14 protein-coding genes are annotated in these 22,462 nt (G+C 74.3%); 2 read left to right on the top strand and 12 right to left on the bottom strand.

The window, feature by feature from the left end:
- The first annotated feature begins 22 nt into the window (after positions 1–22).
- Complete coding sequence (locus NLX85_RS14125; RefSeq protein WP_254335175.1) at positions 23–1,576, top strand: diguanylate cyclase; 1,554 nt, start codon at positions 23–25, stop codon at positions 1,574–1,576.
- Positions 1,577–1,587: 11 nt separating this feature from the next.
- On the opposite strand, the gene prfA is transcribed toward NLX85_RS14125, so the two are convergent.
- Together prfA and rpmE are read right to left on the bottom strand one after the other, a co-directional pair.
- Entirely contained in the window at positions 1,588–2,676 is a 1,089-nt protein-coding gene (gene prfA / locus NLX85_RS14120; RefSeq protein WP_254335173.1) for a peptide chain release factor 1, read from the bottom strand.
- A 109-nt stretch (positions 2,677–2,785) separates the two neighbouring features.
- Positions 2,786–3,010 (bottom strand): 50S ribosomal protein L31, encoded by a 225-nt coding sequence (rpmE, locus tag NLX85_RS14115; protein WP_254335171.1) that lies wholly within the window; start codon positions 3,008–3,010, stop codon positions 2,786–2,788.
- A gap of 239 nt (positions 3,011–3,249) precedes the next feature.
- Between rpmE and NLX85_RS14110 the strand changes: the two genes are divergently transcribed.
- Positions 3,250–4,146, top strand: a complete 897-nt coding sequence (locus tag NLX85_RS14110; protein WP_254335169.1) for an AAA family ATPase — start codon at positions 3,250–3,252, stop codon at positions 4,144–4,146.
- 99 nt (positions 4,147–4,245) lie between these two features.
- Here NLX85_RS14110 and NLX85_RS14105 read toward each other — a convergent pair whose 3' ends face one another.
- The 10 genes from NLX85_RS14105 to argS form a co-directional block, all read right to left on the bottom strand.
- Positions 4,246–7,698, bottom strand: coding sequence for a phosphodiester glycosidase family protein (locus NLX85_RS14105; protein ID WP_254335167.1), 3,453 nt, complete (start codon positions 7,696–7,698; stop codon positions 4,246–4,248).
- A gap of 141 nt (positions 7,699–7,839) precedes the next feature.
- Positions 7,840–9,945, bottom strand: coding sequence for a transcription termination factor Rho (gene rho / locus NLX85_RS14100; protein WP_254335160.1), 2,106 nt, complete (start codon positions 9,943–9,945; stop codon positions 7,840–7,842).
- A 294-nt stretch (positions 9,946–10,239) separates the two neighbouring features.
- On the bottom strand, positions 10,240–11,178 hold the full coding sequence (gene thrB / locus NLX85_RS14095; RefSeq protein WP_254335572.1) for a homoserine kinase: 939 nt from the start codon (positions 11,176–11,178) through the stop codon (positions 10,240–10,242).
- A gap of 72 nt (positions 11,179–11,250) precedes the next feature.
- A complete protein-coding gene (locus NLX85_RS14090; protein ID WP_254335158.1) occupies positions 11,251–12,495 on the bottom strand; it encodes an MFS transporter in 1,245 nt (414 codons plus the stop codon).
- A 9-nt stretch (positions 12,496–12,504) separates the two neighbouring features.
- On the bottom strand, positions 12,505–13,323 hold the full coding sequence (locus tag NLX85_RS14085; protein WP_254335156.1) for a polysaccharide deacetylase family protein: 819 nt from the start codon (positions 13,321–13,323) through the stop codon (positions 12,505–12,507).
- A 163-nt stretch (positions 13,324–13,486) separates the two neighbouring features.
- A complete protein-coding gene (locus tag NLX85_RS14080) occupies positions 13,487–16,732 on the bottom strand; it encodes an efflux RND transporter permease subunit (RefSeq protein WP_254335154.1) in 3,246 nt (1,081 codons plus the stop codon).
- Between the two features lie 122 nt (positions 16,733–16,854).
- Positions 16,855–17,904: a threonine synthase gene (thrC, locus tag NLX85_RS14075; RefSeq protein WP_254335153.1), complete on the bottom strand. Its 1,050-nt coding sequence runs from the start codon at positions 17,902–17,904 to the stop codon at positions 16,855–16,857.
- Positions 17,905–18,018: 114 nt separating this feature from the next.
- Positions 18,019–19,329: a homoserine dehydrogenase gene (locus tag NLX85_RS14070; protein WP_254335151.1), complete on the bottom strand. Its 1,311-nt coding sequence runs from the start codon at positions 19,327–19,329 to the stop codon at positions 18,019–18,021.
- The gene (lysA, locus tag NLX85_RS14065; RefSeq protein ID WP_254335149.1) at positions 19,326–20,711 is read right to left on the bottom strand and encodes a diaminopimelate decarboxylase; all 1,386 of its coding nucleotides are present in this window, start codon (positions 20,709–20,711) and stop codon (positions 19,326–19,328) included. Before lysA ends, NLX85_RS14070 begins: the two co-directional genes overlap by 4 nt.
- Positions 20,711–22,375 (bottom strand): arginine--tRNA ligase, encoded by a 1,665-nt coding sequence (gene argS, locus NLX85_RS14060; RefSeq protein ID WP_254335147.1) that lies wholly within the window; start codon positions 22,373–22,375, stop codon positions 20,711–20,713. The genes lysA and argS overlap by 1 nt, the downstream gene beginning before the upstream one ends.
- Positions 22,376–22,462: the final 87 nt, after the last annotated feature.

Genomic DNA, 22,462 nt, shown 5'->3' with positions numbered 1-22,462 from the left:
CGCACACACAGGGAGGTCGCGAGTGGGTTGGCTCGACCGGGTCGAGGACCAGGTTGACGCCCTCCGGCGCGCCCGGGCGTTGCAGGAGGCCAGCCGCTCGGCGGAGGCGTGCGCCCTGCTGGACCGGGTCATCCGCACCACCACGGACCCGTGCGCGCGGGCCGACGCGCTGGTGCAGCGCCTCTCCGCGCTGATCAATCTCGGTCGGACGGCGGAGTTCACCCGGGCCATCGAGGAGGCGTCCGCCGCCGTCCGGGACCTGGCCGAGCCGTACCTGCACGGGCACCTCAACGCCCTCGCCGCGCTCGCCGCCCACCACCAGGGCGCGCTGGACCGCTGCGTCACGCACCTGGTCCGGGCGGCCCGGGCGCTGAGCGCCGACGACGACCCCGACCGGGACACCGCCTGGGGCTGGCACGACCTGGCCATGGCCTACTCCTACCTGAGCTTCCACGGCCACGCGCTCGGCGCGATCGAGCGCGCCCGCCAGGTGGGGCTGACCGCGGGCATCCCCGAGGAGACCTTCGCCGCGCCCGGCATCCGGCTGCGCAACGCCGTGGCGCTGGACCACAACGGCGACAGCGACGGCTGCCTGCGCGTGCTCCGGGACGTGGCCGGCGACCTCGCCCGCTTCCTGCGCAGCGGCCGGGCCGGGAACCTGCGGCCGAGCAGCCTGGCCGCCTACGGCTACGCCGCCGCCCGCCGGGCGGCGCTCGGCGACCGGGTCGACTCCGGCGGGGACGCCGACCCGGCCCGCCTGCTCGGGCACGGCGGGGACAGCGCCCGCGCCCGCGACCTGCGCCAGCTCGGCCAGGTCTGCCTGGCCGTCGCCGAGGGCCGCCCCATCGAGGCGGTCGCCCGGCTGGACACCATCCGGGTCTCCGAGGAGACGCTGGGCGCCGCCGAGGCGCCCCGGCTGCGCAGCGTGGCGCTGGCCCGGGCCGGTGACCACGCCGCCGCGCACCGGGCCGACCGGCACGCGTTCCGGCTGGCCGCGCAGCGCAGCGACCGGCTGCGGGACGTCTACATCGACGGCATCGCCGCCCGGATCGACCACGAGGAGATGCGCCGCGAGGCCGCCCGGTACGAGGGCGAGGCGCTGACCGACCCGCTCACCGGGCTGCCCAACCGGCGCCGGCTGGAGCGCTACATCGGCGCGGTGGTGGCCCGGGGCGAACGGGTCGTGATCGCTGTCTGCGACCTGGACGGGTTCAAGGCCGTGAACACCCGGCACGGGCACCACTCGGGCGACCTGGTGCTGCAACGGATCGCCGGGGTGATCAACCGGGTGATGCGGCGGGGCGACTTCGTGTCCCGCTACGGCGGCGACGAGTTCGTCGTGGTGCTGCCCGAGACCGGCATGGCGGAGGCGGCCGAGGTGGCCCGGCGGATCCAGGCCGCCGTCCACACCGAGGACTGGGAGTCGCTGGTCCCCGGCACCCCGGTCGGGGTGAGCATCGGCTTCGCCGAGGTCGACGGGGGCACCGGGGTGAGCGTCCGGGAGGCGCTGGGCGCCGCCTTCGAGCTGGCCGACCGCGAGATGCTGCGCGCCAAGGACCGTCTGCGCGCCTGCTGACGCGGGGCCGGTCAGCGGCGGCTGAGTTCCGTCTCCCCGGCCAGGCGGGCCGCGCGGTCGGCCTCGGTCAGCGCGTCGAGCACCCCGTCCAGCTCGCCGGCCAGCGCCAGGTCGAGGTTGTACGCCGTGTAGCCGATCCGGTGGTCGGTGATCCGGTTCTGCGGGAAGTTGTAGGTGCGGATCCGCTCCGACCGGTCCACGGTGCGCACCTGCGCCTTGCGGGCGTCCGAGGCGGCCGCGTCGGCCTGCTCCTGGGCGGCGGCCAGCAGCCGGGCCCGCAGGATGCGCATGGCCTGCTCGCGGTTCTGCAGCTGCGACTTCTCGTTCTGGCAGGAGACCACGATGCCGGTGGGCACGTGGGTGATCCGGACCGCCGAGTCGGTGGTGTTGACCGACTGGCCGCCCGGCCCGGACGAGCGGAACACGTCGATCCGCAGGTCGTTCGGGTCGATGGTGACGTCCACGTCCTCGGCCTCGGGCAGCACCAGCACGCCGGCCGCGCTGGTGTGGATCCGGCCCTGCGACTCGGTCACCGGGACGCGCTGCACCCGGTGCACGCCGCCCTCCCACTTGAGCCGGGACCAGACCCCGTTGCCGCCGTCCGGCACGCCCTTGGTCTTGATCGCCAGGGAGACGTCCTTGACCCCGCCGAGGTCGGAGTCCTGCGCGTCGATCACCTCGGTGACCCAGCCGTGCCGCTCGGCGTAGCGGGTGTACATCCGCAGCAGGTCGCCGGCGAACAGCGCCGACTCCTCGCCGCCCTCGCCGGCCTTGATCTCGACGATGACGTCCTTGGCGTCGTGCGGGTCGCGCGGGATGAGCAGCTCGGCCAGCCTCTCCTCCAGCGCCGGCAGGGACGCCGCGATCGCCTCCGCCTCGGCGGCGAAGGCCGGGTCCTCGGCGGCCAGCTCGCGGGCGGCGGCCAGGTCGGCCCGGGCCTGCTCCAGCTCGCCGGCGGCCTTGTGCAGCGGGACCAGCTCCGCGTAGCGCCGGCCGACCCGTCGGGCGGCGCCCTGGTCGGCGTGGATGGCGGGGTCGGCCAGCCGCTGCTCCAGCTCGGCGTACTCGTCGAGGAGGGCGGCCAGGCGCTCACTGCTCATGCTGCGGGTGCTCCTTCGACGGGGACCGGGCGGGGAGGGACGGAAGTGGGCGGAAACGGACGAACGCCCGCGCCCGGCACAGAGCCGGACACGGGCGTCGTCGACGGAGCTACTTGGCCTTCTTGGCCTGAACCTTGGCGTACTTCTGCTGGAACTTCGCGACCCGACCGGCGGTGTCCAGGACGCGCTGCTTGCCCGTGTAGAACGGGTGGCAGGCGCTGCAGGTCTCGACGCTGATCGAACCGCCCTTGGCGGTGCTGCGGGTCGTGAAGGAGTTGCCGCAGGAGCAGCGGACCTCGGTGGTCACGTACTCCGGGTGGATGTTGGGCTTCATGTCGCCTCGGTCCTTTCGTCGGTGGTCGCCGGGTCGCCGTCGTGCTCCCCGTCGTCTCGACGGGCTCGGGCGTGAACCGGAACCGGTGGCCGATTGACCAGTGTGCCATGGGCTTCCACCGACCCGTCGAGCGGGCCGCACACCAGGTCCGGCAGGCGCAACGCTCACCGCCCCGTACGCATTCCCGCGCGCCGCGCGGGCATTCGTGGAGTGGCCGAGGGATGAACGGGAGGTACGGGATGTTCCGCCTGATCGCCACCCGCGGGCTGCCCGCTTCCGGAAAGACCACCTTCGCCCGCCGGCTCCAGCCCGGCGTGGTCCGGGTCAACCGGGACGACCTGCGCCGGATGCTGCACGGCGAGCGGCTCTTCACGCAGTGGGCCGAGGGGCAGGTCAGCCGGGCGCAGCGGGCCCAGGTGGAGGCGCTGCTGGCGGCCCGGGTGAGCGTCTGCGTGGACGACACCAACCTGCGCTCGCGCACCCTGCGGGACTGGGCCGAGCTGGCCGCCCGGCACGGCGCGGCGTTCGAGGTGCACGACTTCACCGACGTCCCGCTGGAGGAGTGCCTTCGCCGGGACGCCGCGCGCCCCGAGGCCGACCGGGTGGGCGAGGCGGCGATCCGCCGGCTGCACGAGCGCTACCTGGCGAACCGGCCGCTGCCGCTGCCGGTGCCGACCGCCCGGACCGGCGGCCCGGCGCGGGTGGAGCGGGAGGGCGCCGAGCGCCCCGACATCGTGCTTGTCGACATCGACGGCACGGTGGCGCTGAACGTGTCGCGCAGCCCGTACGACATGACCCGGGTCGGCGAGGACGCGCCGAACGGGGCGGTCATCGCGGCGGTGCGGGCCATGCACGCGGCCGGGCACGGGGTGGTCTTCTGCTCCGGCCGGGACGCCACCGCCCGGGCCGACACGGAGGCCTGGCTGGCCCGGCACGTGACGGTGCCCTACCTGGCGCTGCACCTGCGGGCCGTCGGGGATCACCGCAAGGACGCCGTGGTCAAGCAGGAGATCTACGAGCGGGAGATCCGGGACCGGTACCGGGTGGTGGGTGTCTTCGACGACCGGCAGCAGGTGGTCCGGATGTGGCGGTCGCTCGGCCTGACCGTCTTCCAGGTCGCCGAGGGCGACTTCTGACGTGCCTCCGCCGGCGGGCTCCTCCCCCAGGTCGAGGAGCCCGCCGGCGGGGCCACCGGTCCGGGGGCACGGACGCACCTTCCGCGCCCCCGGGGCCGGTCAGGCGGCGGGCGCCTCCGCCGCCGCCGTGAGGGCCACCGTCGCCTCGGCGCGGACGCCGTTCACGGTGACCGCGAGCAGCACCTGTCCGCCGGGGCGCAGCGCGGTCAACTGCCCGGTCGCCGGGTCGAACCGGGCCACGTGCCAGGGCTTCACCCCGTCGGCGGCGCCGATGTGCAGGTTCGGCGAGCCGGACCAGTCCGCGCTGACCGGGGCGGCCACCGGGACGGTGCGGCCGGCGGGCTGGGTGAGCGTGGCCGTGACGGCGGCCGGCGCGCCGACCGCGACCTCGGTCGGTGCGGCCAGGGCGAGCCGGTCGACGTGGGCGTGGAACTCCGCGGCGATCCAGCGCGGCCCCTCGGCGAGCGGGTCCCGGCGGGCCTGCTCGGCCTCCTGCGGCGTCACCGGGTCGACGCCGAACTCGGTCCAGCCGGTGAAGCCGCCGAGCTGGGCCGGGGTGGACGGGTCCTTGCCCGAGTTGCCGTTGATCACGTACGGCACGCCGTCCACCCGGTCGGCGTGGAACGTGCCGACGTGCCCGTTGACCATGAGCGCGCCCTTGCCGGTGCGGTGCTGGAAGTCGGCCAGCCACTGCTCCACGAGGGCGGCCTCCTTCCGGTCGCCGAGCTGGCTGGCCTTGGCCGGGCTGGGGTCGCGGGGCGGGTGGTGGAAGAGCACGGTGACCGAGCCGACCGCCGGGTCGGCGGCCGCCGCGTCGAGCGTCTTCCGCAGCAGCTCCACCTGGTCGAACCCGCCGTCGCGCAGCGAGCCGGTGGCCGTGCTCAGGGTGACGAACCGGGTGCCCTGGTGGTCGAAGACCCGCGAGGTGTCCCCGAACACGTTCCGGAAGTTGCCGATCGGGGCGCCCATGATCTCGTGGTTGCCGGGCACGTAGTAGTACGGCAGCTCGCCGCCCAGCTCCTCGTCCAGGATCCGCTTGGCCAGCGCGAAGTCCGCCGGGTACGCGGTGTCCACGAAGTCCCCGTCGATGACCAGGAAGTCCGGCTTCGCCGCGCGGATCTCGCGGAGCGTGCGGCGGGCCTGGGCGACCAGGTCGCTGTCCGGGTTGGCGGCCACGAACTGGGCGTCGGACATGACCGCGAAGCGCCAGGGCGCACCGTCCACAGTGCCGTCGCGCAGCACCACCCGGTCGGTGATGTTCGGCTCCTCCGGCGCGTGCGCCGTCGGGGGCACCCGGGCCACCAGGTCGTCGATGACCACCTCGCTCTTGTACTGCTTGGCCGGGTCGGTCTCGGCCACGTAGAACCGGCGGACCCGGACCGGGTACTGCACGCCGGGCGGGACGGTGAACTCGACGTAGCGCCAGCCGGTCCAGGTCAGGTAGGGGCCGCGCAGCACGAACTGGGTGTCCTGGGCGTCGTGCAGGTGCAGGCTGGGCCACTCACCGGTGCCGTTGCCCTTGATCCACATGCCGAACGCCTGCGGCTGCCCGGGCACCTCGATCCAGGCGGGCGGGTCCGCGTACGCGGCGCGGGTGCCGGTGGACTGGCTGAAGTCGTACGACATCCGCAGGCCGGTGCCGGTGTGGCCCTCGGCCGGGGCGACCGCGCCGCTGGCCCGCGCCTGGCTGAACTTCCAGGAGGCGGCGTCGTCGAAGCCGGCCACCGGCACGTCGGTGAGCCCGATGGTGACCGGGAGGACTGTGGTCCTCGCACCGACCTTCACGGTGACCAGGGCGGCGCCGGTGCCGCCGAGCGCCCGGACGGAGAGGTTGCCGTCGGCGGTGGGGGTGACGGCGAGGAGCTCCTCGTCGTACTCCAGCTTCAGGTCGGCCGGCTCGATCGGCGCGGTGTTCCCCTCCGCGTCGTAGCCGACCACGCCGAACAGCCCGGTGTCGCCCTGCTGGTTGAGGCCGAGTCGGTCCACCGTGGAGTCGATGCGGGCGAGGGGACCCAGCACGGTCAGGTCGAGCGTGCCGCGCGCCTCGTCGCGCCAGGCGGTGACGGTGCTGCGGCCGGGCCGGCCGGCCCGGAACACCCCGTCGTCCACGGTGCCCTGGGCGGCCGGGTTGGCCCGCCAGTACGGCGTGCCGGCGGCCGGACCATACGTCTCGTCGTGACCCGCCGCGGTGAGCCGGCGGGTGAGGCCGGGGAAGACCCGGTCCGGCCGGCCGCCGCGGATCGGGGCGACGCCCGGCGCGGCGGTCGGGTCGCTCGCGGTCTCCAGCCAGTAGCCGGTGAGCCGGCCGCTGCCCTGGGGCGCGTAGATGGCCAGGCCGTTCGGCACCGGCCGCTCGCTGCCGTCGGAGGGGCTGTTCTCCACCTGGACGGCCGCCGCGCCGGGCTCCCGCGCCAGCAGCGTCGAGGAGCCGCCGCCGTCGAGGTTGAGCGCGCTCCACGCGCCCAGCTCGACCATCATCCGGCCCATCTCGGTCTGGGTGACGCCCCGGCTGTCCACCTGCCGGCCGTCCACGGTCAACATGATCATCTTGCGTCCGTCGGAGGAGAACCCGACCGAGGTGCGCGGGGCGAGGCTCTGGTCGGCGATGGCCTGCACCACGCCGTCGCGGACCAACACGCTGCCGCCGCCGACCGCGGCGCGCGGGCTGCTGCCGTCGGACGCCTTCGGCCGCCAGGTCAGGTCGACCGGGTCGCCGGGGCGCAGCGCCGCGAGGGCGTCGGCACCGGCCTCCCGGCCGAGCAGCACCGTGGTCCCGGCCGGGATCGGGCCCTCCCCCGCCGTGCCGGCCACGGTCGCGACCCGGCCGCCGGTCACCGTCACCTCGGCCACCCGCGCGGCGCCCTCCACGGCCCGGTTCCGGGTGTACGAGCCCCAGAGCGGGGTGAAGACACCCACGCCGTCGCGCTGCACCATGTTGTTGAACTGGGTCAACGGCACCGGCCCGGCGGGCAGGCTCGCGGTGCCCTCGAAGCCGACCTGGACGACCCGGCCGAGTCCCTCGGCGCTGATCGCGGCGGCGTTGGTGTGCCCGGCGACCGGCGACTGGACCAGTTCGCCGGAGCGGATGCCGATGCCCTGCGCCGCGCCGGAGTTGTTGATGTCGAAGAAGTCGCCGTTGACCGCGGCCACCGCCCGGGAGCGGTCCACCGCCGCGCGCAGCGGCTCGTCCCGGGTGACCGCGCCGGAGTTGACGTAGTCGACGGTGACGCCGCCGGAGAGGTCGGCCGTGAGGGCGTCGGCCCGCAGCCAGCCGTCGGCGTCGTACCTGTCGAAGGAGGTCAGGTCGAGTCCGGGGGCGACCGGACGGCTGGTCTTCGCGGTCTCCAGGCCGCCGGCCGGCTCCAGGCCGGTCCCGTCGACGAGGGCGACTGCGGAGTCGGGACGGGAGGACGCCGCCGGGGCGTCCTCGGCGGGGGTACGCGGCTCGGCCGCGGCCGCCGCCGCACCGGGCGGGACCGGAGCGGTGAGGGTGAGCAGCGGCGTCAGCAGCAGGACGCCGGCGAGACGGGCGGATCGACTGCGGATTCGCATGGACCACAGTCAACCCGAGACTGAACAGAAGTTTCAATACCCTCCGGCTTAACCGAAGAAAAACTTCATCCGCTCCCCTGCCCGGTACGCGCAGAGGGGCACGGCCCGCAGGCCGTGCCCCTCTGTCGGAGATCCCTCAGCTCACTCGCCCGGTGTGGACTTCGCGATCTGCATCAGGAACTCGATGTTCGTGCGGGACTGCTTGAGCCGGTCCAGCAGGAGGTCGAGCGCCGCCTGCGAGTCCAGCGAGTGCAGCACCTTGCGGAGCTTGTGGACGATCGCCAGCTCCTCCGGCGCGAGCAGGACCTCCTCCTTGCGGGTGCCGGAGGGGTTGATGTCGATCGCCGGGAAGACCCGCTTGTCGGCGATCTTCCGGTCCAGCTTCAGCTCGGCGTTGCCGGTGCCCTTGAACTCCTCGAAGATGACCGTGTCGGCCATCGAGCCGGTCTCCACCAGCGCCGTCGCGAGGATGGTCAGCGAGCCACCGTTCTCGATGTTCCGCGCCGCGCCCAGGAAGCGCTTCGGCGGGTAGAGCGCGGTGGAGTCGATACCACCCGACATGATCCGGCCGCTGGCCGGCGCCGCCAGGTTGTACGACCGGCCGAGCCGGGTCACCGAGTCGAGCAGCACGACCACGTCGTGGCCCAGCTCGACCAGGCGCTTCGCCCGCTCGATCGCCAGCTCCGCCACCGTGGTGTGGTCCTGCGGCGGACGGTCGAACGTGGCCGCGATGACCTCGCCCTTCACCGACCGCTGCATGTCGGTGACCTCTTCCGGCCGCTCGTCCACCAGCACCACCATCAGGTGGCACTCCGGGTTGTTGCGGGTGATCGCGTTCGCGATCGCCTGCAGCACCATCGTCTTACCCGCCTTCGGCGGCGAGACGATCAGCGCCCGCTGGCCCTTGCCGATCGGCATCACCAGGTCGATGACCCGGGTGGTCAGGATGTGCGGCTCGGTCTCCAGCCGCAGCCGCTCCTGCGGGTACAGCGGAGTGAGCTTGTAGAACTCCGGCCGGCGCTTGGCCTCGTCCGGCTCCATCCCGTTGATGGTGTCGAGCCGGACCAGCGGGTTGTACTTGTCGCGCCGCTGCTCGCCCTCGCGGGCGCCGGCGCGCACGGCGCCGGTGATCGCGTCGCCGCGGCGCAGGCCGTACTTCTTGATCTGGGACATCGAGACGTACACGTCGTTCGGGCCGGCCAGGTAGCCGGTGGTCCGGACGAAGGCGTAGTTGTCGAGCACGTCGATGATGCCGGCCACCGGGACGAGCACATCGTCCTCGCTGACCTGCGGCTCGCGGCCGCCACCGTCGCCGCCCTCGGGGCGCTCGCCGCGGCCACGCCGGCGGTCCCGGAACCGGCTGCGCCGGCCGCGCCGGCCGCCGCCCTCGCCGTCGTCGTCACCGTCGTCATTGCGCTCGGCGCGCTGACCCCGGTCGTTGCGGTCACCCCGGTCGTTGCGGTCGCCCCGCTCGCCCCGGTCGTTGCGCTCGCCGCGCTCGCCCCGGTCGGTGCGCTCGTTGCGCTCGCCACGCTCGCCACGCTCGCCCCGATCGGTGCGCTCGGCCCGGTCACCGCCACGCTCACCGCGCTCGGCCCGCTCGCCACCGCGCTCGGCCCGCTCGCCACCGCGCTCGGCCCGCTCGCCGCCGCGCTCGGTCCGCTCGCCGCCGCGCTCGGTCCGCTCGCCGCCGCGCTCGGTCCGCTCGCCGCCGCGCTCGGCTCGCTCGCCGCCGCGCTCGGCCCGCTCACGGCCCCGGCCCTCGGCCCGCTCGCCGCGCTCGGCCCGCTCGCCGGTCTCGGCGGGAGCCTCCTCGACGCGCGTCTCGGCCGGCCGCGCCTCGGCGGCCGTGGTGGCCGCCCGCGAGCGGCGGCTGCGGGTGCGGCCCTCGGTCGCCTCGGCGGCCGGCGCCGGCTCGGCGGTGCGCCGCTCGGTCTCGGCCCGCTCCTCGCGGACCTCGGCGTGCACCTCCTCGCGGGCGGGAGCGGCCGCGGCCGCGACCTCGGCCCGCGGTCGAGGGGTTCCGGCGGCGGCGCCGCCCTGCCGCTCGGTGATCGCACTGATCAGCTCGCCCTTGCGCATGCGAGCCGTACCGGAGATACCGAGCGACGCGGCCAGGCTCTGGAGCTCAGGCAGCAGCATCGCCGACAGGCCGGTACCGCTGCGCCGACGGCGTGTGGGGGCGGCAGTGGTGGCATCGCCAGCGACGTTGGAAACATCCGACGTCACGTCGGTGGTGTCGCTCAATGGATTCCTTCCCTCGATAGGCCGGGGCTGCCCGGAGTCGAGAACAGGTGGCCGGGCGGCCTCGGTGCACCCGCCTCGCAAGGACGCGTCGCGGGAGTCTGTGACACAGCAGCCGGTCGGTTTCCCGACTCACCAACGTCGGTGAGCAGGTCTCGCCGTCTGCGGCGACCTGTGGAAACTGCGGTGCGGCGTGGGCCTTTGGCAGGGGTGACGGGCTGACCGCCGAGAGCTTCGGGGGTGCGCCGACCCGCAGGAGATCGCATGCTTCGCGGCTGTGCTAGGTGTAGAGCGTAATCAACTCTTCCGACCTGCGGCAACAGGGTCCCGCTCGGCGTGTCCAAGTCTACCCCGGGCGACCCGGGCACCGCTGACGTCTATCGGCAACTCCCACCGGCGCCAATCTGTTCCCGCGTCGAATCCCGCGGGGACCTCGGACAACGCCAGCACGGTCGGCCCCGCCCCACTGACCACAGCCGCCACACCCGCCGCACGCAACGCGCTGACCAGGGCCGCCGTGGCGGGCATGCCCGCGGCGCGGTAGTCCTGGTGCAGCCGGTCGACGGTCGCCGGCAGCAACAGCCCCGGGTCGGCGGTCAGCGCGTGCACCAGCAGCGCCGCCCGCCCCGCGGTCAGGGCCGCGTCGCCGTGCGGCACCGTGGCCGGCAGCGCAGCCCGGGCGACCGAGGTCAGCCCGCGCTCGCCGGGCACGAAGACGGTGGGGCGGACCGCCGCCGCCACGGGCAGCGAGACGGCCCGGGCGCCGGCCGGCTCCGTCCAGGCCACCGTGAAGCCCCCGAGCAGGCAGGGCGCCACGTTGTCGGGGTGCCCCTCCAGCTCCGAGGCCAGCCGGAGCGCGGCGGCGTCGTCCAGCCGGGTCGCGCCGTCGGCGACCAGCGCGCGGGCCAGCAGCACGCCGGCCACGATGGCCGCCGAGGAGGACCCGAGGCCCCGGGCCTGCGGGATCCGGTTGACGCACTCCAGGGCCAGCCCGGCCGGCTGCGCGCCCAACACGTCGAAGGCGGCCCGCATGGCGGTCACCACCAGGTGCCGGTCGCCGTCGGGCAGCTCGCCGGCGCCCTCGCCGGTCACCGCAACCCGGACGCCGCCGGCGGTCACCTCGGCCGCCACGTCGTCGTGCAGCCCGAGAGCCAGCCCGAGCGCGTCGAAGCCCGGGCCCAGGTTCGCGCTGGTCGCGGGCACCCGGACCCGGACGGGACCGGAGGTGAAAGTCATCGGCACCGGCTCATGCTAGGACCCGGCACCGACAGCGCGCCGGATCGCCCGGACCGTGGGAACGGCGCGCCGTCACGGGGTGCGGCTGGGCGCCGCCTCCTCGACCGGGTCGGTGAGCGACAGCCGCCGGGTGGCGAACCGCCAGCCCACCGCGTAGACCACGGTGACCAGCCCGCACCCGGCCAGCACGGTCCGCTCGTCGACCGCGTCGACCACCAGCGCCACGACCAGCTGGCTGACCGCGATGGCCAGCGTCGCCAGCATCATGTCGGTGGCGAAGACCCGGCCGCGCAACCGGTCCGGCACCTCGCCCTGGAGGGCGTAGTTGGACAGCACCCAGTTGCTGCCGCCGCCCAGGTGGGCCAGGAAGACCAGCACCAGCACCAGCGGGAACCAGGGCGCCAGCGAGACGCCGACGTAGGCCAGGCCGTAGAGGGACATGGACAGGGCCAGGCCGGTGAGCAGCCAGGCCCGGTTGCTGAGCACCCGGCGCATCAGGATCGGGCCGACCAGCGCGCCGGCGCCGCGGGAGGCGAAGAGCAGGCCGGTGCCGATCGCGCCGACCCCGTACAGCCCGGCGAGCAGCGGGAAGACGGTCAGCACGCCGTTGCCCAGGCCGACCGCCGACTTCACGGTGACCAGGGCGAGCACCCGGGGCCGGTGGGCGATGTAGCCCAGCGCCTCGCGGATCGCCGGCCAGGTGCGCGGGACGACCGCCGCCGGGTCGCGGGGCGCCTGCAACGGCCGGCGGATCAGCGCGGCCAGGCCCGCCGCGCCGGCCAGGGCCACGGCCGCCACCCAGAAGCTGGCGTACGGGCCGGCGGCGGCGCTGAGCACCCCGCCGAGCGAGGCGCCGACCACGGTCATGGTGCCCCAGGCCGAACCGGCGATGGCGTTGCCGGCGGCCAGGTCGGCCGGGTCGAGCACGTTGGGCAGGGCGGCCTGGGCGGCCGGCGAGTAGAACGCCTTCGCCACCGCCACGGCGGCGATCGACACCAGCGCCAGCCAGGCCGTGCCGGCGTTCCGGACGCCGAGCAGCAGCAGGATGCCGGCCAGCGCGGCGAGGTTGGCCGCCATCATGATCTTCCGGCGGTCGAACCGGTCGGCGATGGTGCCGGTGTACGGGAGCAGCAGGGCGGTCATGCCGGTGTCCACGGCGAGCACCAGCGCACCCCACACCCCGCTGCCGGTCAGCGCCGGCAGGAGCACGAGCAGCGGCACCATGACGAACCAGTCGGCGCCGAAGACCACCAGCTCGGCGAGGAAGAGGTTGCGGAAGTCGCGGTTGCGGACGAGGACCGAGACGGTGGGTGACACGCGGGCACCCTATCGGGCCGCTCCGAGGACGGCAGCGCGGTGCAGCAGTTCGGACACGGTCACGAAGGTGTAGCCGCGGGCGCGCAGCCCGGTGATCATGTCGGGCAGGCCGCGGAGCGCGACCAGCCGCCGCTCGGGGCCGACGTCGTGGCCGAGCAGGATGGTGCCGGGCCGCACGTCGGCCACGATCCGCCGGGCGTGCCCCGCGGGGTCGTGCGGGTACTCCCCCTCGACCATCTGGAGCGTCCAGAGCACCAGCCGGTAGTCGAGCCGGGCCGCGGCGTGGAGCACGGCGCCGCCCAGGTGCCCCCAGGGCGGGCGGAGCAGTCGGGGGGCCGTCCCGGTGGCCGCCGTGATCGCGTCGTGGCTGCGGCGCAGGTCGTCGTAGGCGGTGCGGGCGTCCATCCGGGCCAGGTCGTGGTGCGCCCAGCTGTGGTTGCCCACCTCGTGCCCGGCGAGCCGGTCGCGGACGAGCGCGGCGTGCCGCCGGGCCCGCTCGCCGACCAGGAAGAAGGTGGCCGGCACCCCGTGCTCGGCCAGGGTGTCCAGCACCATGGGGGTCCAGTGCGGCTGCGGCCCGTCGTCGAAGGTGAGCGCGACCAGCGGTATGCCGGTGCGGACGCCCCAGACGACCTCCAGGCCGCCGTCGACCTGCTGGTGGCGGCTGCCCAGGGTCGCGCTGGCCGGTCCGCCGCCGAGTGGGAGCCGGCGGTCGGCGACCCAGGCGGTCTGCATGGTCCCGGCGACACCCAGAGCGGCGCCCCCGCCCAGCAGCGCGGCCCGGCGGAGCATCGCACGCCTGCCCCAACGGGCCACGCCGTCCGCCATCGCCCCCGCTTCCGCTCCGGCCGGCCGCCCGCACGGGACGGGCTGCCACCTAAAGTAGGTGTCAGCTAACTCACCGTACCGCGCCGGGCCGTTTCCCACTGCCCCGTACGGAGCGGGTGGCCGCCCACCATGGGGACGGCCACCCACTGCGGGGATCGCGCGGCTACTCGGTCGGCGGGAGCGGGGACCGGCGGCTCTTCGGCAGGCGCAGCACCTCGAACTGGTCCGTGCCGTCGACCAGGGCGGCCGACGGCGCCGGACGGGCCGGCGCCCCTTCAGCGGCCTCGGCCGGGCGTTCCCCGCCCCCGACGGTCACCGGAACCGGCGCCGGCGGCTCCGCGGGCACCGGCGTGCCGCGCCGCCGGGCCCGGCGCTCGCGGAAGGACTCCTTGGTGCGCTCCACCATCGTGTAGAGGGTCGGCACCAGGATCAGCGTCAGCAGCGTCGAGCTGAGCAGCCCGCCGATCACCACGACGGCCAGCGGCTTGGAGATGAAGCCGCCCTCGCCGGTCAGGCCGAACGCCATCGGCAGCAGCGCGAACACCGTGGCGACCGCGGTCATCAGGATCGGCCGCAGCCGGCGCCGGCCACCCTCGACCACCGCCTCGGTCACGCCCATGCCCTGCCCGCGGTACTGGTTGATCAGGTCGAGCAGCACGATCGCGTTGGTCACCACGATGCCGACCAGCATGAGCACGCCGATCAGCGCCGGCACGCCCAGCGGGGTGCCGGTGAGCAGCAGCAGCCCGATCGCGCCGGTCGCCGCGAACGGCACGGAGATGAGCAGGATCAGCGCCTGGGTCAGGCTGCGGAACGTGCCCACCATGATCAGGAAGACGATCGCGATCGCGGCCAGCACCGCCAGCCCCAGGTCGGCGAAGGCGTCCGCCTGGTCCGCGCTCACGCCGCCGATGACGAACGTCGCCCCCGGCACGTCCAGCGCGTCCAGCTTCTTCTGCAGCTCCTGGGTGGTGGCGCCGAGGTTCGAGCCGGTCGCCGTGCCGGTCACCGACACGCTCCGCTCACCGTCGATCCGGGTCACCTGCTGCGGGCCCTCGACCTGGTTGACGTCGGCGATGTCGTCCAGCTTCACCGGGCCGACCGGCAGCGCCCGCAGCTCGGCCACGCTCAGCGGGGGCCGGGCCCCGGTGCTCAGCACCACGTTCTGCGGGCCGCCGTCCAAGGTGACCTGGCCGAGCGGCGCCCCCCGGTACGCCTGGGCCACGACCTGCCCCACCGCCGCCTCGGTCAGCCCGGCCCGGGCCGCGGCGACCCGGTCCACGGTCACCTCCACCCGGGGCACCCGGGTGGCCAGGCCGGTGGTGACGTCCTCGACGCCCGGCGTGCCGGCCATCGCGTCCCGGACGGCCTCGGCGGCCCGGGTCAGCGTCTCCTGGTCGGCGGCCTGCACGACCACCTCGAGCTGGTTGGCGGAGGCGTTCTGCCCGCCGCCGAAGGTCACCTCGCCGGCCTCCGGGCCGAGCGCGTCGAACTCCTTGCGCAGCTTCTCGCGGACCTCCGCGGCGTCGGTGTCGTCGGTGAGCGCCAGCGACCAGGAGGCGGTGTCGTTGCCGCCACCCGCCCACGGGTTGTCGCCACCGCCCGCGCTGACCTGGTACGTCGCCACCCCCGGCGTGCGCCGGAGGATCTCCTCGACCCGCGCGGCGGCCTGGTCGGTGCCGGTCAGCCCGGTGCCCGCCGGCAGTTGCTGCTGCATGGCCAGGGTGTCCTGGCCCGAGTCGTCCAGGAAGTTGGTCTCCAGCTTCTGGGCCAGCCCGAAGGTGCCGAAGAGCACCAGCAGCCCCAGGGCCACGGTCGCCCAGCGGGTGCCCCGGGACCGGGTCGCGAAGCCGATCACCGGCAGGTACCCGCGCTGCAACGGGCTGCGCAGCTCCTTCTCCTCGGCGGCGTGCCGGTCGGCGGCCTCGTCGGCCCCACCGCGCGGCGGCTTGAGGAACCAGTACGCCAGCACCGGGATCACGGTCAGCGAGACCAGCAGCGAGGCGAGCAGGGCCACCGTCACGGTGATCGCGAACGGCGCAAAGAGCTGCCCCACGAAGCCGCCCACCAGCGCGATCGGCGCGAAGACGGCGACCGTGGTGAGGGTGGAGGCGGTCACCGCGCCGGCCACCTCGCGGACCGCGGCCAGGATGGCGTCCCGCTTCGGCTCGCCGTACTCCAGGTGCCGCTTGATGTTCTCCAGCACCACGATCGAGTCGTCGACCACCCGCCCCACGGCGATGGTCAGCGCGCCCAGGGTGAGCAGGTTCAGCGAGTAGTCGCCGGCCCAGAGCACGATCAGGGCGACCAGCACCGACAGCGGGATGGAGACCGCGGTGACCACGGTGGAGCGGACCGAGAGCAGGAAGACCAGGATCACCACGACCGCCATGAGCAGGCCGAGCAGGCCCTCGGTGGTGAGGCTCTCGATGGACCGCTCGACGAACGGGGCCTGGTCGAAGACCACGGTCAGGTCGGCGCCGGAGGCGGCCTCCAGCTCGTCCAGGCGATCCCGGATGTCGTGCGAGATGGCCACCGCGTTGCCGTCCGGCGAGGCGGTGACGGCGATGCCGAGGCTGGGCTTGCCGTTCGTGCGGGTGAACGCGGTGGCCGGGGCGAGCTGCTGCTCCACCCGGGCCACGTCGCCGAGGCGTACCGGGGCGGCGGGGGCGGTGCTGAGCACGATCCCGCGCAGGTCGTCCACCGTGCGGATCGGGGTGCCCACCTGCACCGGCAACGACCGGCTGCCGTCGATCACCGTGCCGGCCGGCAGCGCCACGCCGTTCGTCTTCAACGCCTGGGCGATCGCGGTCGGGGCCAGCCGGGCCGCGGCCAGCTTCGCCGGATCGGGAACGATTGTCACGACCTGGTCGCGGGCGCCGGTGACGTCGACGGTGCGGACGCCGTCCAGCCCCTCCAGCTCCGGCACGACCGTGCCGCGCAGCTTCTCGGCCAGGGCCCGCTCGTCGCCGCCGCCCGTGGCGGCGACCACCACGGCGGGCAGGTCGTCGGTGCTGCCGGCGATCACCTGCGGGTCGACGCCCTCGGGGAGCTGGGCGTCGATCCGGCTCAGCGCGGTCTGCATCTTGTTGACCACGTCGTCCAGGTCGGTGCCGAACTCGTACTGCACCTGGACCGTGGCGGAGCCCTCGCGCGAGGTGGAGGTCACCTTCTCCAGCCCCGGGATGCCCTGGAGGCTGTTCTCGATCGGCTCGGCGACCTGCGACTCGACGATCTCCGGGGCGGCGCCCGGGTACGGCGCCACGATGAACGCCGCCGGGAACTCCAGGGACGGCAGCAGCTGCTGCTTCAGCGACGGCACGGCGAACGCCCCGAACGCCGTGGTCACCAGTGCGATGAGGGCGATCAGCCCCCGGTTGGCGAGACTGAATCTGGCGAGCCGCGACATCGGCGTTACTCACTCCTGCAAAGGGGTGTACGGGGTGTCCAGAGTCTGCCGCACCCGATCACGCTCCCACGCACGGACCCCGGGCGGCGTGACGCCGCCCGCTCCGGCCGGGCGCGGGCCGGTCAGACCAGGTCGAGGGAGCGGGCGGCGGCCAGGGCGTCGTTGGCGATGGTCAGCGGGGAGGGGGCCGTGGAGATGGCCCACTCCGGGTCCTTGAGGCCGTGGCCGGTGACCGTGCAGACCACGGTGGCGCCGGCCGGCACCCGGCCGGCGGCGGCCTGCTGGAGCAGGCCGGCCACGCTGGCCGCGCTGCCCAGCTCGACGAAGACCCCGACCTCGCGGGCCAGCAGCCGGTACGCCGAGAGGATCTCCCGGTCGGTGACCGCCGAGATCAGCCCGCCCGAGGCGTCCCGGGCGTCGATCGCCTTGGTCCAGCTCGCCGGGTTGCCGATCCGGATGGCGGTGGCGATCGTGGAGGGCTCCGGCACCACCTGCCCGGTGACGATCGGGGCCGCGCCGGCGGCCTGGAAGCCGTACATCGTCGGGGCCTTCGTGGCGTTGCCGTCGCGCAGGTCCTCCGAGTAGCCCATCCAGTAGGCGGAGATGTTGCCGGCGTTGCCCACCGGCAGGCAGTGGATGTCGGGCGCGTCGCCGAGCGCCTCGACGATCTCGAACGCGGCGGTCTTCTGCCCGTGCAGCCGGTCGATGTTGACCGAGTTGACCAGCGCGACCGGGTAGTCCTGGGCGAGCTTGCCGGCCAGCGCCAGGCAGTCGTCGAAGTTGCCCTGCACCTGGAGCAGCTTCGCGCCGTGCACCAGCGCCTGGGCCAGCTTGCCCAGCGCGATCTTGCCCTGGGGCACCAGCACGGCGCAGGTGATCCCGGCGCGGGCCGCGTACGCGGCGGCGGAGGCGCTGGTGTTGCCGGTGGAGGCGCAGATGATCGCCTTGTCACCGGCCTCGACGGCCTTGGAGACGGCGACCGTCATGCCCCGGTCCTTGAACGAGCCCGTCGGGTTCGCCCCCTCGACCTTGAGCCACACGTCGGCGCCCACCCGGGCGGAGAGCACCGGCGCCGGCAGCAGCGGCGTGTTCCCCTCGTGCAGGGTGACGACGGGAGTGGCGTCGGTGACGGGCAGCCGGTCCCGGTACGCCTCGATCAGACCCCGCCACATGTCGCACTCCTCGCCTCTGCCGCCCCGGCCGGCGCGGGGCCCCTACCAGCGTGGACCAGCCTTCCCGACCGGCCGCCGGCACACCTCCGGTTAACCATCAGGCGGGACGCGCGGCTACGCCCCGCCCTCGACCCGCAGCACGCTCGTCACCGAGCGGACGATGTCCAGCCCGCGCAGCTCGCCGACGGTGGCCGCGAGCGCGGCGTCCGTCGCCACGTGGGTGACGATGACCAGCTCGGCGTCGGAGCCGCCACCGGCCGGGCCCTGCCGCACGGTGGCGATGGAGACCTCGTGCCGGGCGAAGACCCCGGCCACCGCCTCCAGCACACCCGGGCGGTCGGCCACGTCGAGGCTGATGTGGTAGCGGGTCAGCGCCTCGCCCATCGGCCGCACCGGCAGGTCCGCGTACGCCGACTCGCTGGCCGCGTGCACCCCGGCGAGGCGGTTGCGGGCGACCGCCACCACGTCGCCGAGGACGGCGCTGGCGGTCGGCGCGCCACCGGCGCCCCGGCCGTAGAACATGAGCTGCCCGGCCGCCTCGGCCTCCACGAAGACCGCGTTGAACGCGTCGCCGACGCTGGCCAGCGGGTGGGTCAGCGGGATCATCGCGGGGTGCACCCGGACGCTCACCGTCTCGCGGCCGGCCGCGTCGGCGCCCCGGGCGGCGATGCAGAGCAGCTTGATGGTGCAGCCCATGGCCTTGGCGCTGGCCACGTCGGCGGCGGTCACCTCGGTGATGCCCTCCCGGTGCACGTCGGCGGCGGTGACCCGGGTGTGGAACGCCAGCGAGGCCAGGATGGCGGCCTTGGCGGCGGCGTCGAAGCCCTCCACGTCGGCCGTCGGGTCGGCCTCGGCGTACCCCAGCTCGGTGGCCTCCTCCAAGGCCTCGGCGAAGCCGGCGCCGGTGGCGTCCATGGCGGAGAGGATGAAGTTGGTGGTGCCGTTGACGATGCCGGTGACCCGGTTGATCCGGTCGCCGTGCAGCGACTCCCGCAGCGGCCGCAGCAGCGGGATGGCCCCGGCGACGCTGGCCTCGTAGTAGAGGTCCGCCCCGCCCTCGGCGGCCGCGTCGTGCAGCGTCGCGCCGTCCTCGGCGAGCAGCGCCTTGTTGGCGGTGACCACGCTCTTGCCGGCGCGCAGGGCCTCGACCAGCCAGGTCCGGGCCGGCTCGATCCCGCCGACGACCTCCACCACGACGTCCACGTCGTCCCGCTTGATCAGGCCGAGTGGGTCGGTGGTGAACAGGGCGGGGTCGACCGGCAGGTCGCCGCGGTCGCGGCCGAGCCGGCGGACGGCGATGCCGGCGATCTCCAGCGGGGCGCCGATCCGGGCGGCGAGGTCGGCCGACTGCTCGTGCAGCAGCCGCACCACGTCGCTGCCGACCGTGCCGCAGCCGAGCAGCGCCAAGCGAACGGGTGAGGTCATCCGACATCCAATGCGAGCAGGTCGTCTTCGGTCTCCCGGCGGACGATCAGCCGCGCCCGACCGTCGCGGACGGCGACGACCGGGGGCCGCGGGACATGGTTGTAGTTGCTGGCCATGCTCCGGCAGTAGGCCCCGGTGCCGGGCACCGCGACAAGATCTCCGGGCTGCACGTCGGCGGGCAGGAATTCATCCTTCACCACGATGTCCCCGGACTCACAGTGCTTTCCCACCACGCGGGCGAGCATCGGCTCCGCCCCGGAGACCCGGTTGGCCAGCGTCGCCGAGTAGGACGCGTCGTAGAGCGCGGTGCGGATGTTGTCGCTCATCCCCCCGTCCACGCTCACGTAGGTGCGGATCCCGTCGACGTCCTTCACCGTGCCCACCTCGTAGAGGGTGAACACGGCGGGACCGACGATGGCGCGGCCCGGCTCGATGGACAGGTGCGGCACGGCCAGGTTCTCCGCCGCGCACTCCCCGTCGACGATCTTGCGCAGCCGCTTGGCCAGCTCGTGCGGCGCGGCCGGGTCGTCCTGGGTGGTGTACGCGATGCCGAAGCCGCCGCCCAGGTCCAGCTCGGGCAGCTCGACCCCGCGCGCGTCGCGGATCTGCGCCTGGAGGGCCAGCACCCGGCGGGCGGAGACCTCGAAGCCGCTGGCGTCGAAGATCTGCGAACCGATGTGCGAGTGCAGCCCGCGCAGCTCCAGCACGTCCTCGTCGAGGATCTTGAAGGCGGCCGCCGCGGCCGCCCCGCCCGCCAGGGAGAAGCCGAACTTCTGGTCCTCGTGCGCGGTGGCGATGAACTCGTGGGTGTGCGCCTCCACGCCGACGGTCACCCGGACCAGCACCTTCGGGCGTACGCCGCGCTCGCGGGCCAGCGCCGTGAGCCGGTCGATCTCGGCGAACGAGTCGACGATGATCCGGCCCACCCCGGCGTCCACGGCACGGGTCAGCTCGGCCACGGACTTGTTGTTGCCGTGGAAGCCGATCCGCGCGGGCTCCATCCCGGCCGACAGCGCGGTGGCCAGCTCGCCCCCGGTGCAGACGTCGAGGAACAGGCCCTCCTCGGCGATCATCCGCACCACGGCGCGGCAGAGGAACGCCTTGCCGGCGTAGTAGACGTCGGCGTCCGGGAAGGCGTCGCGGAACTCGCGGGCGCGGGCGCGCAGGTCGTCCTCGTCGAGCACGTACACCGGGGTGCCGAACTCGGCGGCCAGGTCGCGGACGTCCAGGCCGGCGACCGCCAGCGCGCCGGCCGCGCCGCGCGCCACGTTGCGCGGCCACAGCTGCGGGACCAGGTCGTTGACGTCAACCGGGGTACGCAGCCAGGCCGGTGACCGGTTGCCGATGTCGCCGTGCAGGGCACCGGCCTCGTGCGCCCGCATTACATCCGCTCCGGGGCGGAGACGCCGAGCAGGCGCAGGCCGTTGGCGATGACCACCCGGGTGGCGTCGTTGAGCCAGAGCCGGGCCCGGTGCAGGTCGGTGACCTCCTCGTCGCCGCGCGGCAGGATCCGGCAGTTGTCGTAGAACCGGTGGTAGGCGGCGGCCAGCCGCTCCAGGTAGCGGGCGACCAGGTGCGGGCCCCGCAGCTCGGCCGCCGAGGACACCACGGCGGGGAACTCGGCGAGCGCCTTGAGCAGCTCGTTCTCCTTCTCGTGGGAGAGCAGCTCGGCGTGGAAGGCGGCGGACTCGCCCCGGGTCAGCCCGACCTCGGCGGCGTTGCGGCCCACGCTGGCGGTGCGGGCGGCCACGTACTGCACGTAGTAGACCGGGTTGTCGCGGGTGGCCCGGGTCCACAGCTCCACGTCGATGTCGATCGGCGAGTCGCTGGAGTAGCGGGCCAGCGCGTAGCGGGAGGCGTCCACGCCGATCGCGTCGACCAGGTCCTCCAGGGTGACCACGGTGCCGGCCCGCTTGCTCATCCGCACCGGGGCGCCGTCGCGGAGGAGGTTGACCAGCTGGCCGATGAGGATCTCCAGGTTGCGGTCCGGGTCGTCGCCGAAGCAGGCGGCCATGGCCTTCATCCGGCCGATGTAGCCGTGGTGGTCGGCGCCCAGCATGATCACCACGCGCTCGAAGCCGCGCTCGCGCTTGTCCAGGTAGTAGGCGCAGTCGGCGGCGAAGTAGGTCCACTCGCCGTTGGACTTGCGCAGCACCCGGTCCTTGTCGTCGCCGAAGTCGGTGGTGCGCAGCCAGGTGGCGCCCTCGGACTCGTAGAGGTGGCCCTGTTCCCGCAGCCGGTCGAGCGCCTTGTCCAGCTCGCCCCGGTCGTGCAGGTCCTTCTCGTTGAAGTAGGTGTCGAACTCGACGCCGAAGTCGCGCAGCGACGACTTGATCTCGGCGAACATCAGCTGGACGCCCTCGACCCGGAACACCTCCTGGGCCGCGGCCTCGTCGAGGTCGAGCACCTCGGGCCGGCGCTTGACCACCTCGGCCGCGATCTCCGCGATGTACGCGCCGCCGTAGCCGTCCTCCGGCGCCGGCTGGCCCTGGGCGGCCGCGAGCAGCGAGCGGGCGAACCGGTCGATCTGGGAGCCGGCGTCGTTGAAGTAGTACTCGGTGCCGACGTCGGCGCCGGTGGCGCGGAGCAGCCGGCTGAGCGCGTCACCGACGGCCGCCCAGCGAACCCCGCCGATGTGCACCGGGCCGGTCGGGTTCGCCGAGACGAACTCCAGGTTGATCCGCTGGCCGGCGAGGGCGTCGCTGCGGCCGTACTCCGGGCCGGCCTCGACGATGACCTTGGCGAGCTGGCCGGCGGCGGCCGCGTCGAGCCGGATGTTGAGGAAGCCCGGGCCGGCGATCTCCACCGACTTGACCCCCGGCGCCCGGCCCAGCTGGTCGGCCAGGGCGGCGGCCAGCTCCCGCGAGGGCACGCCGACCTTCTTGCTGAGCTGCAGCGCCAGCGTCGAGGCGTAGTCGCCGTGCTCGGGGTTGCGGGGCCGCTCGACGGTGGTCTGCGCGGGCAGCGCGGAGCGATCCAGTCCCCGGTCTACGAAGACGGCGTGGGCTGCGGCGAGGACGACCTCGGCGAGTTCTGCGGGAGTCACCGAACCATGTTATCGGGGGTAGACTCGGTCCCCGCGGCGGCGACCCAGCATGTGAACCGGCCCCGCGGCTCCCCTGACCGACCGACC

Origin of the sequence: Micromonospora sp. A3M-1-15 (assembly GCF_024213425.1) — a bacterium.
In the GTDB taxonomy this organism is placed as follows: Bacteria; Actinomycetota; Actinomycetes; order Mycobacteriales; family Micromonosporaceae; genus Micromonospora; species Micromonospora chersina.
The sequence above is the reverse complement of the archived record's forward strand: the minus strand, read 5'-3'. Positions and strand labels throughout refer to the sequence as shown.